The sequence below is a fragment of the Exiguobacterium sp. BG5(2022) genome (assembly GCF_031844365.1).
In the GTDB taxonomy this organism is placed as follows: Bacteria; Bacillota; Bacilli; order Exiguobacteriales; family Exiguobacteriaceae; genus Exiguobacterium; species Exiguobacterium profundum.
Genome location: NZ_JAUZVB010000001.1, coordinates 1,874,256 through 1,888,973, shown reverse-complemented (window position 1 = coordinate 1,888,973; position 14,718 = coordinate 1,874,256). Strand labels below are relative to the sequence as shown.

Genomic DNA, 14,718 nt, shown 5'->3' with positions numbered 1-14,718 from the left:
CTCCTTTCGATTGCGAAAGGAGTTTTTGTGCGTAAAAAATCCCTCCGCGATTGCGAAGGGATACTCGTTAGTTGGCTTGTTCAATATCGCTTGGACGATCTTGTTTTTTACGCATTTGTTCACGCACGTAATAGATGATCGTCAATCCGATCAACCAAGGTACGCCGAATTTCAGCAAGATGTTGAAATCCGTGAACCATGTCGTGATCATCAGGCTGAGCAGTAAGACCGCCCCGAGCAATGGGAGGAATGGATATCCCATCATGCGGACAGGGAGTTTTCGCCCAGTCCATTTCTTACGGAAGAACAAGTGGGAGACGAAGACCATGAACCAAGTGAAAATAGCTCCGAACATCGAGATTCCCATCAAGAATGGATACGACGACTCCATGAATACTTGTAGCAAAGCGGCGAGGACGATCCCGCCTGTTGAAACGAGTAGCGCGAACATTGGAATCCCATTTTTGCTGATTTTTTTGAACGCTTTCGGTGCATCGCCGGCTTCCGCGAGCGAGTACATCATACGTGTCGACGCGTAAAGTTGCGCGTTCATCGCAGACAAGGCGGCGATCAAAATCACAAAGTTGAGGATGCCTGCCGCGAACGGGACATCGAACTGTTCCATGACGAGCACGAACGGACTTTGGTCGATCCCGGCTTGCTGCCATGGGATCAGCATGAGCATGATCGCGAGCGTGACGACATAGAAGAACGTCAAGCGGAACACGGTCGCGCGTAAAGCGCGTGGTACGGCCTGGTCCGGGTCTTTCGCTTCTCCCGCTGTCACAGCGACGAGTTCGGTTCCAAGGAAACTGAAGAGGGAGATGAAAATCGTCACCCACATTCCGTAAAAGCCGAACGCGAAGAAGCCTTCGTTTCCTGTCGTGATTGACTCAATCGGTGATCCTGGTTCGCCGAACAATGTGGCGGCACCGAGGACGATGAATAAGATAATGGCAGTTACTTTGATGAAGGATAACCAGTATTCGGTCGTTCCGAACGTGTGAACGTGACGGGCGTTGACGTAAATGAGTAGTCCACCGAAGAGGGCGACCCAAACGAACCCGTTCACATCTGGGAACCAGTAGCGCATGTAGATGGCGATGGCACTGACTTCAACCCCTACAGCCAGTACGTTCGCGACCCAGTAAGAGTAACGGACGAGAAAACCGGCGAGTGGATGAACGTATCGCTCGGCAATCGTTCCGAATGATCCGGATGTTGGATGGGCGACCGTCATTTCGGCGAGAGCACCCATTAGTAAGAGGACGATGAACGCCCCGATGGCATAGCTGACGAGCACGCTCGGGCCAGCGGTTTGAATCGCGAGACCGCTTCCGAGGAACAGCCCGGTTCCGATGGCGCTCCCGAGGGAAATCATCGTAAGTTGCCGGGTGGACAGCTCGCGCTTTAGTTTATTTGTTTCCAAAATCGATTCTCCTTTAGCTGAGTGAAATGTTGTTGTGGACGACTATAGCAGACGAAAAAAAACAATGTCAATTCGAAAAATCGATGAAGGTTTCTCATTTTTGGATGCACATATAGAGGCAAAGTTTTTATAATTTTTTTATTTGACATGGATTCATCTGCCCTGTATAGTACGAATTAACTTAACTGAAACGAATAAAGGCGTCGACGAAGAGAAGTAACGACGAATCCTGTATGACAGAGAGCTGATGGTTGGTGCGAATCAGTATATGGGACGTCGCGAATGGACTTCTGAGCTCTAAACCGAACTTTGAGTAGGCTTTAGCGGGTTACCCACCGTTATCACGGGGAAGCGGATGATTGTCCGTGAAGTGGGTTCTTTGGAACCAACGAAGGTGGCACCACGGGGTTACTCGTCCTTCTTATAGCGCAGGCTATGAGGAGACGGGTGACCCCTTTTTCGTTTCAATAATATAAATCGAGGATTGAGAAGAGTAGCGCGAGAAGACGTTTCGTCCAGAGAGTCAGGGATGGTGAGATCCTGACCGAGGCGTCCGCGTGAATGGGCTCATGAGAGCATGGCTGAAGAGAGTAGGTCGTGACGGTTTCCCCCGTTATCGGGATACGATGTGATTGCATCGGAGAGTGGATTCTTTGAAATCAACGAGAGGTGGCACCGCGGTATTGAACCGTCCTCCATACGACGACTGTCGTATGGAGTTTTTTTATACACATTTTTAGAGGGGGAACAGACGATGATTCAACAATTGGAGACAAACGCATTATCAACAGCAGATATGAAAGTGGCAGCGAGCGAGATGTTCCAAGCGGATGAAGCGCAAATCGAACGAGTGCTGCTGGCGATGAAAGAGCGCGGTGAGACAGCAGAAGAGATGGCAGGACTCGCAGCATACATTCGTGAAGCGGCACAGTTCCCCCAAAGTGATTTACCCGTACTAGATGTTTGTGGTACCGGCGGCGACGGGGCGCATACGTTTAATATCAGTTCGACCGTCGCCTTTGTCCTGGCGGGTCTTGGGATTCCGGTCGCCAAGCACGGGAATCGAAGCGTCTCGAGTCGATCAGGAAGCGCGGACGTCTTAGAGGCATTGAACGTTCCGATTGTGAAGACGGCAGAAGAAGTACATGCTGACTTGAAACGGACGAATCTCAGTTTTCTATTCGCCCAGCATGTCCACCCGATCATGAAGCATGTCATGCCGGTCCGGAAACGGCTCGCGACGGCGACCATCTTCAACCAAATCGGACCGTTAACGAACCCGTTTCGTCCGAAGCGACAACTTGTCGGTGTCTATCATCCATCGTTACTCGAGAAGATGGCGACCGCGATGCGTCATCTCGGGGTGGAGCGCGGTATGGTCGTCCATGGAGCAGGTGGACTCGATGAAGCGAGTCTCGCCGGTGTGAACGACGTGTACTTCTTTGATGGGGAACAGACGGCGCGTTATGCGGTCGACCCACGAGATGTCGGCTTGATGCGGGCACCGCTTGAAGCGCTACGTGGAGGCACACCAGAAGAGAACGCCGCGACACTTCTTGCCGTATTGAATGGAGAGTCGGGACCGGCACGCGACGTCGTCTTATTAAACGCGGCACTTGCCCTTTGCACGTATGGTACGACCGCAACGCTTCGTGCAGGAGTGAAAGAAGCAAAACGTAGTATCGATGAAGGGCACGCCTTACGCGTATTACAAAACTTACAACGTACGGAGGTCGAAGCATGAGTTATTTAACGAAAATCATCGGAACGAAAATAGAAGAGGTTAGCGGCATGCAGCCCATCGATGTCCCCGTGACGAAGCCAATCTCTCTCTTACATGTGATGAGCGAGGGATTCCATATCATTTCAGAGATCAAACGGTCGTCCCCGTCGAAAGGAATGATTCGGGAGACGGTCGACGTCGCTAAACGGGCACGTCAATATGAAAAAGCTGGTGCGACGATGATCTCCGTTTTGACAGACACGACGTACTTTAAAGGTTCTTTTGACGACTTGCGACAAGTTGCCGATGTCGTCACCATCCCGGTGCTCTGTAAAGATTTCATCATCGATGAACGACAACTCGACTATGCGAAGCATTACGGGGCGAGTGTGGCACTTTTGATCGTGGCGGCACTCCATCCGACACGTCTTCAGGAGTTGACGCGATACGCTCGCTCCATCGGTCTCGACGTCTTAGTCGAAGTACATGATGAGGCGGAGTTATGCATCGCCCTCGAACTTGATGACGTGTTGATCGGCATCAATAACAGAGACTTAAAAACGTTCGAGGTATCCCTCGAAACATCGATTGATTTGATGAAACGCTATCCTGAGGTCACATTCGTCAGCGAGAGCGGGGTCAGTTCGGTCGAGGCGGCTGCACGTTTAAAAGAAGCTGGGGCAAGCGCCATTCTCGTCGGGGAAGCACTAATGCGTGAAGAGGACCCGACCCGGTTACTCGAGGAGTTGAAAACATGTTCGTTAAAATCTGTGGACTAAAAACAAAGGAAGCTGTTGAGGCGGCGGTCGAGGCGGGAGCGGATGCAATCGGATTCGTCTTCGCCCCGAGTTCTCGACAAATCGACGTGACGACTGCGAAGAGATTAGCTGCACATATCCCACAATCGGTTCGAATCGTTGGTGTGTTTTTAAGTCCTTCAATGGAAGAGATCGAGGAAACGTTGAACGTGGGACTGACGGATTTACAAATTCACCATCGGACGCAGTCAATGGAACAACTCCGTATCTTCGGATTGCCCATCATCGATGCGTCGACCGAGGAGACGGCAGATGTACGATTGATGGATCATCCGAATCCGGGAAGTGGACAGGTGTTAGACTGGGGCGCAATCGACCGGCCGCAGCGTCCGTTTTGGCTAGCGGGCGGGCTATCCCCGGAGAATGTGAGACAAGCGATTCAACTCATCCAACCAGATGGCGTCGACGTCTCGAGCGGTGTCGAGACGGACGGTGTGAAAGATATCGAAAAAATTCGTGCGTTCATTCAACGCGCCAAGGAGGAACTATGATGTATGCACAACCAGTGAACGGGAAGTTTGGACAATATGGTGGGAAGTACATTCCAGAGACGCTCATGCAGGCGGTCGAAGAATTAGAGGTCGCTTATGAAGAGGCGAAGCAAGATCCTGAGTTTCAAGAACGATTCTCTTCCTTATTACGTGAATACGTGGGACGTGAGACGCCACTTTATTATGCGTCGAACCTAAGTCGTCGCCTCGGGACGAATGTCTATTTGAAACGTGAAGACTTGAACCATACCGGTGCCCATAAGATCAACAATACAATCGGGCAGGCGCTCCTGGCGAAACGGATGGGGAAACAGAAAGTCGTTGCGGAGACAGGCGCGGGACAACACGGTGTCGCGACGGCAACAGTATGCGCACTACTCGATTTAGAATGTACCATCTTCATGGGTGAGGTCGACGTCGAGCGACAAGCGTTGAACGTGTTTCGGATGGAACTTCTTGGGGCGAAAGTCGTCCCTGTCAAATCAGGAAGTCGCACCTTAAAGGATGCCGTCAATGAAGCGCTCCGTTACTGGGTCAAACATGTCGACGATACGCACTATGTGATGGGTTCTGTTCTCGGACCGCATCCGTTTCCGCAGATGGTACGTGATTTCCAAAGCGTGATCGGAACAGAGACACGTCGTCAAATCCTCGAACAGACGGGACGCCTTCCGGATGCCGTCGTCGCTTGTGTCGGCGGAGGGAGCAACGCCATGGGGATGTTCTATCCGTTTCTAAACGATGAGTCGGTCGCGCTCTATGGTGTCGAAGCGGCAGGAAGTGGCATTGATACGGATAAACACGCAGCAACCCTCACAAAAGGGGAAGTCGGTGTCTTACACGGGTCGCTCATGTATGTCTTGCAAGACGCAGCGGGTCAAATCGAGGAAGCGCACTCCATTTCAGCCGGACTCGATTACCCAGGGGTAGGACCGGAGCACAGTTTCTTGAAAGATATTGAGCGGGTGCGCTATGCGGCCGTCACGGATGACGAGGCACTCGACGCGTGTCTCGCACTCAGCCGACAAGAAGGAATTATTCCTGCCTTAGAGTCTTCACACGCCCTCGCTTACGCAGAGACGCTCGCGAAGACGATGGGAGAAGACGATACACTGGTGATTTGTTTATCAGGGCGCGGAGATAAAGACGTCCATACAATCCGAGAGAAGGTGGCGACACGATGAAACTAGAGACAGCGATTCGACAGCGAGAAGGAGCGGCGTTCGTTCCGTATATCATGGCCGGTGACGGCGGGATGGACCGGCTCATCCCGACCATCGTGGGACTAGAACGGATGGGGGCGACGGCGATTGAACTCGGTATCCCATTCTCCGATCCGGTGGCGGATGGACCGATTATCGAGGCGGCAGGAATGCGCGCGCTTAAAGCTGGTGTGACGCTTGAAATGGTATTGAACCATTTAATAGAAGGAAAAGATCAATTTAACGTTCCAATTGTCTTGATGACATACTTGAATCCAGTGTTTCGGTTCGGGGTCCAACCGTTCTTTGATCAGGCGAACGAATGTGGGGTGAGCGGGGTCATTATTCCTGACCTTCCGTTTGAGGAGAGTCTCCAGTTGTTCGCAGATGTTAATCGGCATGACGTCGCCGTCATCCCGCTCGTTACGTTGACGAGCAGTGAGGCGCGGACAACGTCCATCTTAGAAAAAGCAGAAGGATTTGTATATGCGGTCACGCTTAAAGGGACGACCGGGAAAGCAGATGTGTTCCCGGACGAGTTACTCGCCTACTTGACTCGTTTGACAGAGCAGTCACGTGTTCCTGTCTTGGCAGGATTCGGAGTCCATCGTCCGGAGCAAGTGCAGACGTTAGGACAGGCGTGTGACGGTGTCGTCGTCGGGAGCTTCATCGTCGAGGCACTTCATGAAGGACGGACAGAAGATGTTGAGACGTTGATTCAATCAGCAAAACACTTGCACGTATAAGAAAACCGGCGCTTCAAATGAGGCGCCGGTTATTCGTTTACTCATAATTCCACTCGGTCTAGCCCATCTTCACCAAATGTTTGGTCGAGTTGATCATGACGATACATCGAGGCAAGCACGTATAAGAGGTCGCCTTCTTCGATGACTGTCTGACCGTTCGGTGGAATCAAGTACTCATTTCGGACGATGGCGTTCACGACAGTGTTTGGTGGGAGCGTGATGTCCGCCAATGTCTTTCCAATCATAGAGGAGCTTGATGTGACCACATAAGGTACGAGCTTATGTTGAGACTGTTTGCTTGAGACGAGGGCGATTGTGTATGGGGAACGGATCTTATCCGGACCGAGCAACCCTAACTTCTCGGCAAGTGGCGTCAACGTCGTCCCTTGGATCAGGGCGCTCGTCACGACGACGAAAAAGACGGCATTGAATAACAGTTGGCTATTTTCGGTACCGGCAATAAGCGGGAATGTCGCAAGGACAATCGGTACGGCACCTTTTAGACCAGCCCATGAGATGAACAACTTTTCTTTTCTCGTAAATGCCATGCCTAGTGTCGATAAATAGACGGCGATCGGACGTGCCAGGAACATGAGGACGAATGAGATGAGTAGTCCTTTCCAAATCAAGTCCGGTTCGATGAGTTGACGAGGGAAGACAAGCAATCCAAGGATGACGAACATGATGATTTGCATGATCCACGCAAGTGCTTCTGAGAATTGGACGATTGTCACTTCATGCGCCGTGTCCGCATTTCCGACAATCATGGCGGCGATATAGACGGCGAGTAATCCGCTTCCCAATAAGTAAGCTGTGACACCATAAGTGAGGAACGCCATGGAAATCATAAGGACGGCATGTAATCCGCTCGAATCAAGTCTCAAATAATTCAACATGAGACGAGACAGTTGTCCAAGGATGAAACCAATCAATGCCCCGACGACGATTTGAAGGACGAACATCCATACCCCATCCCAAATGGTCGTATCCGGCTTCATCATAAAGTCGAGGGCGAGAATCGTCAAAAACATCGCCATCGGGTCGTTCGTGCCGGACTCGGCTTCGAGAGTCGCACCGACTTTCGGTGAGATGTTCTTTCCTTTAAATGCGGCAAAGACGGCCGCTGCATCGGTCGAACCGATAATCGCACCGAACAAGAAAGATTCAATCCAATCGAAACCAAATACGAAACGAACGGCCACGGCGACTACTGTTGTAGTAATCAATACCCCAAGCGTCGCCAGCGAGGCAGAAGGGGCGAGGACGCTCCGGATTGATGACCATTTCGTTTGAAGACCCCCTTCAAACAAAATGACAATCAAGGCAGCGACTCCAATCAGCTGCGCTAAATTCGAGTCGTCAAAGAAGATGAGACCAGTAATGTCACTTCCCATGATCATGCCGATTCCCATAAATAAAATCAAGGCGGGCAAGCCGAATCGAGTCGAGATTCGTGTCGCCATGACACCGGCTACGAGAAGTAGACCGAAGAGTAAAATGAGTACATCAGTACTTATAACAGGTACGGGCAAACACAACACTTCCTTTCTGAAACAATATTCTTAAGTTCATTATACCATGAAATCGTCTGATATTTCAGAATTGAGGATTAGGCAAACCATACACATTGGAATTGTCGGTTATGAATATGGTAAAGTAAACACATCATAGAAGGAGGAATGATGATGTCTAAAATTCACGTCATTCATGAAAACGAAGAATGGACGAACCACCTTGTCCACCGTTTAAAAGAATTGAACTTGCCATATGAATTGTGGCACTTGGACCAAGGGACGATTGATCTCGAAGCAATGCCCCCGGAAGGTGTCTTTTATAATCGGATGAGTGCCTCCTCGCACACACGTGGGCATCGGTACGCACCAGAATTGACGGAAGGCGTCCTCGCTTGGTTAGAGGCAAACGACCGGACCGTGTTCAACGGCACACGTGCCATCCGCCTCGAAGTGAGTAAAGTCAATCAATACACGGCGCTTCGACGTGAAGGGATTCGCGTGCCGAAGACGATTGCGGCAGTCGGTAAGGCGCAAATCATCGAAGCGGCTGAGCAGTTAGCTTTGACGCCATTCATCACGAAACATAATCGTGCCGGAAAAGGACTTGGGGTCCAATTGTTCCATACGATCGAAGGACTCAAAGAATATGTATATGGTCCCTCGTTCGAGGAATCGGTTGACGGCATCACGCTCATTCAACAGTATATCGAAGCCCCGGAACCGTATATCACCCGTTGCGAGTTCATCGGCGGAAAGTTCCTTTATGCGGTCCGTGTCGACACGTCGGAAGGGTTCGAGCTCTGTCCTGCTGATGCCTGCTCGATTGAAGACCAGTTCTGCCCAGTCGGGGAGACGCCGCCGGCGAAGTTTGAAATCGTCGAAGGATTCGATGACCCCATCATTCCAAAGCTCGAACAGTTCTTGAAAGCGAATGCGATCGATATTGCGGGGATTGAAATCATTCGAGACCAAGACGGTAACGTCTACGCATACGACGTCAATACAAACACGAACTATAATTCCGATGCTGAAGCGAAAGCCGGACGCTACGGAATGCTTGAATTGGCTACTTTCTTAGGCGACGCACTTCACGTCACTACGACAAAATAAGGGTCAGGCGCTCGCCTGACCCTTTTGCTGTGTATGTTTGAGTTGCTCTTCAAATCGATGTTGGACTAATTCTGCTGTCGGTGCCATTCGTTCGATGAACGAATCTAAACGTTCCGCAGTGTCACGATCGGTTTCTTTAAACACGCGCATCGTTGTTCACCTCGTTAATCAGGATAACTTGCTTACATCATCCTTAATTCCCGAGGTGTTATACGCGTAAACCTTTTACACGCTAAAGAATGTGCTCAAATTTTCTTTTGGTAAGATGTTCCCAACGTAGAAGTCGCCGAACTCTCCATACTTCGCACTTACTTCGTCGAAACGCATCTCGTAAACGATTTTCTTAAACTGAAGTGAATCTTCAGCGAAGAGCGTGACGCCCCACTCCCATGCGTCGAATCCAGTCGACCCACCGATGAACTGTTGAATCTTACCGGCGTAGCTACGGCCAATCATGCTGTGACGATACATGAGGTCTTTGCGCTCATCCATCGACAACATGTACCAGTTGTCGCCATCGCGACGAGCTTTACTCATCGGATAGAAACAGATGTGTGCGGCTTTTGGAAGTGTCGGATAGAGGCGTGAGCGGATATGAGGATTTTGATACGGGTCCCCGTCTCCAGATCCGCGATACATCCCGAGCTCGATGACCGACACGTATGAATACGACGGAATCATATAGTCGTATAGCGCCGTTTTGCGGAAGGCGCGCTCGACATCTTCAAGTTCGTTGAATGTCGGACGAAGCACCATCAAGACGAGGTCTGCCTTCTGACCGAGAATCGAGTAAAAGGCGTGGCTTCCTTCGCCTTTTGCTTCAACTTCTTCGAGAGAAGCGAGGAACGCTGTGAACTCATCAATCATCTGTTGACGCTTTTCAGCATCGACGAGTTTCAAACGAGCCCAATCAATCGTGCGGAAATCATGAAGTGTATACCATCCGTCTAATGTGGCGGCGGCATGTTGTGTATCTGTTGTAGGTACTGGACGTTCTGACATAAAAAAATCTCCTTTCGGGACTTGGCTTCGCCGTCTATTTTACCATACACGCTTCACTGACTGGCAACTTTGAGGCACTGTGAGGGTTATCACGATTCATGGCGGGTAAAGAACAGAGGACAGAAACATGAAAACGGCTACAAAAATGGCTGTATCAGTCGGTTTGTCAAAACTGTTCTATTCATATAATGATTGATTCTAAGCGATTTATGGCGAAATGGGCAGAATAGTTTATTTTGAAAAGGGTACTGTGTATAATTGAAATCGCGTAAAGACACAAGTCAACGGCAAAACCATTAGCAGTCATGCTGTAAATTGAGAAAAGGGGTTCATTCGTTATGAAATTATTTGAAACGTTGAAGCAAAAAGTTAGCCCGGTTCGTCCGACCATCGTCTTCCCGGAAGGTATCGATGAGCGTGTTCTTGGAGCCGCTGTTCGATTGAAAGCAGACGGTATGGTAGAACCAATCGTCGTCGGTGCGAAAGCAGATCTCGAAGCGGTTGCGGCGAAACACGGTTTCGACATCTCAGGTTTGACACAATATGACCCAGCGACATACGAAGACATCGATGTCCTCGTCGAATCATTCGTCGAGCGTCGTAAAGGAAAAGCAACGGCTGAACAAGCGCGCGAACTCCTTACATCAGACGTGAACTACTTCGGAACAATGCTCGTTCACACAGGCAAAGCAGAAGGTCTTGTCTCAGGCGCGATGCACGCGACGGCTGATACGGTACGTCCGGCACTACAAATCATTAAAATGCAACCAGGCATCAAAAAGACGTCAGGTGTGTTCATCATGGTACGTGACGACGAGCAATACGTCTTCTCGGACTGTGCGATCAACATCGCACCGGACGCGGCAGATTTAGCAGAGAACGCGTTCTTGTCGGCAGCGACAGCGAAGACGTTCGGTATCGACCCACAAGTCGCGCTTCTTAGCTTCTCGACGAAAGGTTCTGCGAAGTCACCTGAAACAGAGAAGGTCGTGGAAGCGACACGCCTGGCAAAAGAAAAATCACCGAACCTTCCAATCGACGGAGAACTTCAATTCGATGCGGCATTCGTCCCTAGCGTAGCGGCGAAGAAAGCACCGGGTTCTGACGTTGCTGGTAAGGCGAACGTATTCGTCTTCCCAAGTCTTGAAGCCGGTAACATTGGCTACAAGATGGTTCAACGTTTCGGTGGATTTGAAGCGATCGGTCCGATCCTTCAAGGTCTCAACAAACCAGTGAACGACTTATCACGCGGTTGTAACGAAGAGGACGTCTACAAATTGACGCTCATCACAGCGGCGCAAGCAATCGACGAGCGCAACGAAGCGTGAGTCCGGAGCATTCTTCTTATAGAAGGATGCTTTTTTTGATGGCTCGTTATAAACTATTCAAGAAAGGAGTGATGAAATGGACGAACTAGATGAGAGTGTTTTATTACCTGAAGGACATCGTTACGCTATGTTTGGTGGCGGGGATGATGATTCGATTAAGACGTATTATGAAGGGGTATTTGAAACGGTCTTCATCGCGTTTCATCCATTCCTTGCTCCAATAGGTCACCCCACCATGATTGATCGTTATACCGATCTGGATAATAACGAGGTCGAACAGCAATTTCGGTCCGTTACATGGGAAGAGATGAGGCGAAGACTAGGTTTTCGTGACGTGAGCCGTATCGACCACGCGCTCCGAACGATGATTGGGGCGCTGAAACTACACGCCGAAGATCGAGAAGGGGCGAATCGAATCATTGAATATTGCGAACGTGAGAATGTGCTCCCACCAGGTGAAGGGGAACTGTCGGATCTGCTAAAGAATCAAGTGTTGCGTGTACTTTTGGAGATGGGAGAAGGCTGGATCTGGACCGGAGACGAATTTTGTACGGAACGGCATCTCATCCATCTCAGTGAGACGCTAGCCGCTGATACGTGGGGCATGCAACATCGGACGTTTTTCGGTTATCAACACGAATGGCTCATCGTCCCACCTTGGGATAGCCATTTCACGTTGTTTTGTGGCAGTCGCGCGTTTATCGAACAGGTCGTCGAACGATGCGAGCTCGAAGGGTTCTATTGTGATGCTGAGACGACCATCAACTGGAGTTTGTCGGAGCATAAGCTGAGGTAAACTAAAAGAGAAATCCATGATTGAAAGGGGAACTATGTATGCAAAGTATTCATGCGACAGAATTAAGAGAAAAATTAGAGAACGGGGAGTCTCTCCATATCATCGATGTGCGCGAACAAGATGAATATGAGGCAGGGCATATCCCGAACGTACCACTCTATCCATTATCGGAATTCCCACAAGTGACAGAAAAGTTGGCACAAGACAATGTCTATCACGTGATCTGTCGTTCAGGTGGACGGAGTCAGACGGCGTGTGATTACTTAGAGTCGCAAGGCTACAAAGTCGTCAATGTCGACGGCGGAATGCTAGCTTGGGATGGCGACATCGAGGCGTGATGCTAGAGAATCCTTGGGTCGTTGTACCCCTTCTTATCGCGCTCTACCTCACGGTCTATGCGGTGATGAAGCGATTTGACTGGGAGAAGTGGCGACTCGTCTGGGCAGTGTGGGTGATGCTCATCATCATCCTATTGACGATTGAACTCGTGACAAGTCTATAAAAAATGCGGAACCTTCTTTAACAGAGGTTCCGCATTTTTTATGCGTCTTGACGCTTATCGAATGTGATCGATGCAATCGCGTCATGTTGGTGAATCGACTCTTCGTTACGGCATTCGACGAAGAAGTTCACGACTTGTTTCATCTCGTACAAGTCAGCCGCGATCAAGCGGACCATATCCTCGACGAAACGTGGGTTTTCGTATGCGATTTCAGTCGCACGTTTCTCATCCGGACGTTTGAGGACAGGGTGAAGTGGTGCTGAGGCGTTTGACTCCGCTGCATCGAGAAGGGCTACACGCCAATCGAATCCGTCCGTCGATGTTTCATCAAGACCGGCTTCGATTGTGATGTACCCACGTTGGTTATGGGCGCTGTACTCACTGATTTCTTTTGAACATGGGCAAAGCGTCGTGACGTTGATGACGAGACCGACTGTCACGTTTGCGACGCCCGTTTCGAGGTTATATGTCACACGATGCATGACGTCCGCGTTCATCAAACCGCTAAGACCTGTCGCAGGTGCTTTACGCGTGAAGAACCATGGGTAACGGATTGTCAATTGGCCTTCTGTTTGTTCCATACGCTCGGCGAGCTCTTGCGCGAACTCGATTAACGAACGGTTTGATACCGTCCACCCTTGTTGATGGTACGCGTCGAGCTGCTCTGTCAAACGAGACATGTTGATCCCTTTACGGTCTTGGACGAGCGAAGTCGTCAATTCGAATGTAGCGACCGTAGACTGAATCCCATCTGGCGTCTCGATGTTCACAGGATGCTTCACGTTTGAGATGCCGACACTGTCGAGGGCAAATAGGAAGTTTTTCGGTGTATTTTGTAAATCGACCATTTGTTCTTTCTCGGTCGGCTTTGTTCCTTTAATCGGTGGGACCGACCCGAACAATTTATGTCGTTCTGCTTTAGTAGGTAAAGCGACATGGCTTGTAGACATAATCGGATTCTCCTTTTTTCGAGCGGTTTAAAGCACCACTCGTTCTTGTTAGGATTTTATCACGAAATGATGGCTGAACGGGTATGATTTTGCTCTCATAACATGTTTTGAATATGCAATCGGAAAAAAATCCTTCAGATATTGAAGAAAGAGGATTGATTTACTTTGTGAACGGGAATAAAATGGTCCTGTGAACTTAAAAAATAGATCACTATTAAATATGAAGGAATTGAAAGAAAAAAGGAGATGTTTTTATGGATTGGCAGTTAGTCCTGCAGTATGCCTGGATCGTCGTCGTACTCGTCGGTTTGGAAGGCTTGTTATCTGCAGACAACGCGCTCGTCTTGGCCGTTATGGTCAAGCACTTGCCGCGTACAGAGCAGAAGAAGGCATTATTTTATGGACTCCTCGGGGCATTTGTTTTCCGATTTATCGCATTGTTCTTGATCTCGTTCTTGATCAACGTATGGCAAGTTCAGGCACTCGGTGCGCTCTACTTAATCGGGATGAGTGCGCGACACCTGTATATGACCTATAAGGCGAGAAAGATGGAGCCGAAGCAAGATTTGGCGGCCGAGGCGAAGGAAGAGACGGCTGTCACGGAGAAGCCGGTATCGAAAAAAGAATTTTGGCTCACTGTCGCAAAAGTCGAGTTTGCGGACATCGCTTTTGCCGTCGACTCAATCTTGGCAGCGGTCGCGCTTGCGGTCAGCTTGCCACCACTCGGTCTAGGTGAGATTGGTGGGATTGACTCGGGTCAGTTCTTCGTCGTCTTGACAGGTGGACTCATCGGGGTCGTCTTGATGCGATTCGCAGCTCGGATTTTCGTCAAGTTGCTTCATCAGCGTCCGACACTTGAAACGGCCGCTTTCATCATCGTCGGTTGGGTCGGGGTCAAGTTGACGGTGCTCGTACTTGAACACCCTGGTTTCAAGGAATTGATTGCCGGAACATCATTCGAATTCATGGGACTCCCAGACGGGTTCGTCCACTCGACAGCTTGGACGATTTTCTTCTGGTCGGTCATGGTCGGGATTGCGACATGGGGCTGGTTCTCATCGAAACCGACAGCGGTCAAACAATAAAAAGTGGTCTCTCGTTTTTAAG

The 14,718-nt window shown here is 49.9% G+C and carries 16 protein-coding genes and 2 other annotated features; of the genes, 11 read left to right on the top strand and 5 right to left on the bottom strand.

Features of this window, described 5'->3' with window-relative positions; translation table 11 throughout:
* Positions 1 to 67: 67 nt before the first annotated feature.
* Positions 68 to 1,381: an amino acid permease gene (locus Q9R25_RS09640; protein WP_047795620.1), complete on the bottom strand. Its 1,314-nt coding sequence runs from the start codon at positions 1,379 to 1,381 to the stop codon at positions 68 to 70.
* Between the two features lie 242 nt (positions 1,382 to 1,623).
* Positions 1,624 to 1,852, top strand: a binding site (T-box leader).
* Between the two features lie 48 nt (positions 1,853 to 1,900).
* Positions 1,901 to 2,128: a binding site (T-box leader), on the top strand.
* Between the two features lie 55 nt (positions 2,129 to 2,183).
* Here Q9R25_RS09640 and trpD point away from each other — a divergent pair.
* The 5 genes from trpD to trpA are packed head-to-tail and all read left to right on the top strand — an operon-like array spanning position 2,184 to position 6,409.
* Positions 2,184 to 3,173 carry an anthranilate phosphoribosyltransferase gene (gene trpD, locus Q9R25_RS09635; protein WP_196431346.1) on the top strand — a complete coding sequence of 330 codons (990 nt, stop codon included), beginning with the start codon at positions 2,184 to 2,186 and terminating at the stop codon, positions 3,171 to 3,173.
* Positions 3,170 to 3,931, top strand: coding sequence for an indole-3-glycerol phosphate synthase TrpC (trpC, locus tag Q9R25_RS09630; protein WP_311283085.1), 762 nt, complete (start codon positions 3,170 to 3,172; stop codon positions 3,929 to 3,931). Before trpD ends, trpC begins: the two co-directional genes overlap by 4 nt.
* The gene (locus Q9R25_RS09625; protein ID WP_311283084.1) at positions 3,907 to 4,461 is read left to right on the top strand and encodes a phosphoribosylanthranilate isomerase; all 555 of its coding nucleotides are present in this window, start codon (positions 3,907 to 3,909) and stop codon (positions 4,459 to 4,461) included. Before trpC ends, Q9R25_RS09625 begins: the two co-directional genes overlap by 25 nt.
* Entirely contained in the window at positions 4,458 to 5,645 is a 1,188-nt protein-coding gene (gene trpB / locus Q9R25_RS09620; protein ID WP_031422059.1) for a tryptophan synthase subunit beta, read from the top strand. Before Q9R25_RS09625 ends, trpB begins: the two co-directional genes overlap by 4 nt.
* On the top strand, positions 5,642 to 6,409 hold the full coding sequence (gene trpA, locus Q9R25_RS09615) for a tryptophan synthase subunit alpha (protein WP_269317548.1): 768 nt from the start codon (positions 5,642 to 5,644) through the stop codon (positions 6,407 to 6,409). The genes trpB and trpA overlap by 4 nt, the downstream gene beginning before the upstream one ends.
* Positions 6,410 to 6,450: 41 nt before the next feature.
* On the opposite strand, the gene Q9R25_RS09610 is transcribed toward trpA, so the two are convergent.
* Positions 6,451 to 7,941, bottom strand: coding sequence for a potassium/proton antiporter (locus Q9R25_RS09610; RefSeq protein WP_211782161.1), 1,491 nt, complete (start codon positions 7,939 to 7,941; stop codon positions 6,451 to 6,453).
* Between the two features lie 153 nt (positions 7,942 to 8,094).
* Here Q9R25_RS09610 and Q9R25_RS09605 point away from each other — a divergent pair, with 153 nt between their 5' ends.
* Complete coding sequence (locus Q9R25_RS09605) at positions 8,095 to 9,033, top strand: ATP-grasp domain-containing protein (RefSeq protein WP_074035547.1); 939 nt, start codon at positions 8,095 to 8,097, stop codon at positions 9,031 to 9,033.
* 3 nt (positions 9,034 to 9,036) lie between these two features.
* Here the strand turns inward: Q9R25_RS09605 and Q9R25_RS09600 are convergent, their stop codons facing one another.
* Both Q9R25_RS09600 and hemQ read right to left on the bottom strand, forming a co-directional pair.
* Positions 9,037 to 9,183 carry a hypothetical protein gene (locus tag Q9R25_RS09600; RefSeq protein WP_012727492.1) on the bottom strand — a complete coding sequence of 49 codons (147 nt, stop codon included), beginning with the start codon at positions 9,181 to 9,183 and terminating at the stop codon, positions 9,037 to 9,039.
* 75 nt (positions 9,184 to 9,258) lie between these two features.
* Complete coding sequence (hemQ, locus tag Q9R25_RS09595; RefSeq protein WP_074035549.1) at positions 9,259 to 10,035, bottom strand: hydrogen peroxide-dependent heme synthase; 777 nt, start codon at positions 10,033 to 10,035, stop codon at positions 9,259 to 9,261.
* 338 nt (positions 10,036 to 10,373) lie between these two features.
* Here hemQ and pta point away from each other — a divergent pair, with 338 nt between their 5' ends.
* From pta to Q9R25_RS09575, 4 genes are all read left to right on the top strand, one after another.
* The gene (gene pta / locus Q9R25_RS09590) at positions 10,374 to 11,363 is read left to right on the top strand and encodes a phosphate acetyltransferase (protein WP_012727490.1); all 990 of its coding nucleotides are present in this window, start codon (positions 10,374 to 10,376) and stop codon (positions 11,361 to 11,363) included.
* Between the two features lie 76 nt (positions 11,364 to 11,439).
* Complete coding sequence (locus tag Q9R25_RS09585; protein ID WP_269317550.1) at positions 11,440 to 12,159, top strand: DUF2711 family protein; 720 nt, start codon at positions 11,440 to 11,442, stop codon at positions 12,157 to 12,159.
* Positions 12,160 to 12,197: 38 nt separating this feature from the next.
* Entirely contained in the window at positions 12,198 to 12,497 is a 300-nt protein-coding gene (locus tag Q9R25_RS09580; protein ID WP_041917952.1) for a rhodanese-like domain-containing protein, read from the top strand.
* Entirely contained in the window at positions 12,473 to 12,661 is a 189-nt protein-coding gene (locus Q9R25_RS09575; protein WP_311283083.1) for a hypothetical protein, read from the top strand. The genes Q9R25_RS09580 and Q9R25_RS09575 overlap by 25 nt, the downstream gene beginning before the upstream one ends.
* 38 nt (positions 12,662 to 12,699) lie before the next feature.
* On the opposite strand, the gene folE2 is transcribed toward Q9R25_RS09575, so the two are convergent.
* A complete protein-coding gene (folE2, locus tag Q9R25_RS09570) occupies positions 12,700 to 13,611 on the bottom strand; it encodes a GTP cyclohydrolase FolE2 (protein ID WP_269317551.1) in 912 nt (303 codons plus the stop codon).
* Between the two features lie 254 nt (positions 13,612 to 13,865).
* On the opposite strand from folE2, the gene Q9R25_RS09565 reads away from it, so the two are divergent.
* Entirely contained in the window at positions 13,866 to 14,696 is an 831-nt protein-coding gene (locus Q9R25_RS09565) for a TerC family protein (RefSeq protein ID WP_269317552.1), read from the top strand.
* The last annotated feature ends 22 nt before the right edge of the window (positions 14,697 to 14,718 follow it).

Excerpts from the sequence above, each read along its gene's own strand:
- Q9R25_RS09565 (WP_269317552.1), top strand. The coding sequence starts at position 13,866 with ATGGATTGGCAGTTAGTCCTGCAGTATGCCTGGATCGTCGTCGTACTC.
- Q9R25_RS09625 (WP_311283084.1), top strand. The coding sequence starts at position 3,907 with ATGTTCGTTAAAATCTGTGGACTAAAAACAAAGGAAGCTGTTGAGGCG.
- folE2 (WP_269317551.1), bottom strand. The coding sequence starts at position 13,611 with ATGTCTACAAGCCATGTCGCTTTACCTACTAAAGCAGAACGACATAAA.
- Q9R25_RS09605 (WP_074035547.1), top strand. The coding sequence starts at position 8,095 with ATGTCTAAAATTCACGTCATTCATGAAAACGAAGAATGGACGAACCAC.
- trpD (WP_196431346.1), top strand. The coding sequence starts at position 2,184 with ATGATTCAACAATTGGAGACAAACGCATTATCAACAGCAGATATGAAA.
- Q9R25_RS09640 (WP_047795620.1), bottom strand. The coding sequence starts at position 1,381 with ATGATTTCCCTCGGGAGCGCCATCGGAACCGGGCTGTTCCTCGGAAGC.
- pta (WP_012727490.1), top strand. The coding sequence starts at position 10,374 with ATGAAATTATTTGAAACGTTGAAGCAAAAAGTTAGCCCGGTTCGTCCG.
- hemQ (WP_074035549.1), bottom strand. The coding sequence starts at position 10,035 with ATGTCAGAACGTCCAGTACCTACAACAGATACACAACATGCCGCCGCC.
- Q9R25_RS09600 (WP_012727492.1), bottom strand. The coding sequence starts at position 9,183 with ATGCGCGTGTTTAAAGAAACCGATCGTGACACTGCGGAACGTTTAGAT.
- Q9R25_RS09585 (WP_269317550.1), top strand. The coding sequence starts at position 11,440 with ATGGACGAACTAGATGAGAGTGTTTTATTACCTGAAGGACATCGTTAC.
- trpA (WP_269317548.1), top strand. The coding sequence starts at position 5,642 with ATGAAACTAGAGACAGCGATTCGACAGCGAGAAGGAGCGGCGTTCGTT.
- Q9R25_RS09580 (WP_041917952.1), top strand. The coding sequence starts at position 12,198 with ATGCAAAGTATTCATGCGACAGAATTAAGAGAAAAATTAGAGAACGGG.
- trpC (WP_311283085.1), top strand. The coding sequence starts at position 3,170 with ATGAGTTATTTAACGAAAATCATCGGAACGAAAATAGAAGAGGTTAGC.
- trpB (WP_031422059.1), top strand. The coding sequence starts at position 4,458 with ATGATGTATGCACAACCAGTGAACGGGAAGTTTGGACAATATGGTGGG.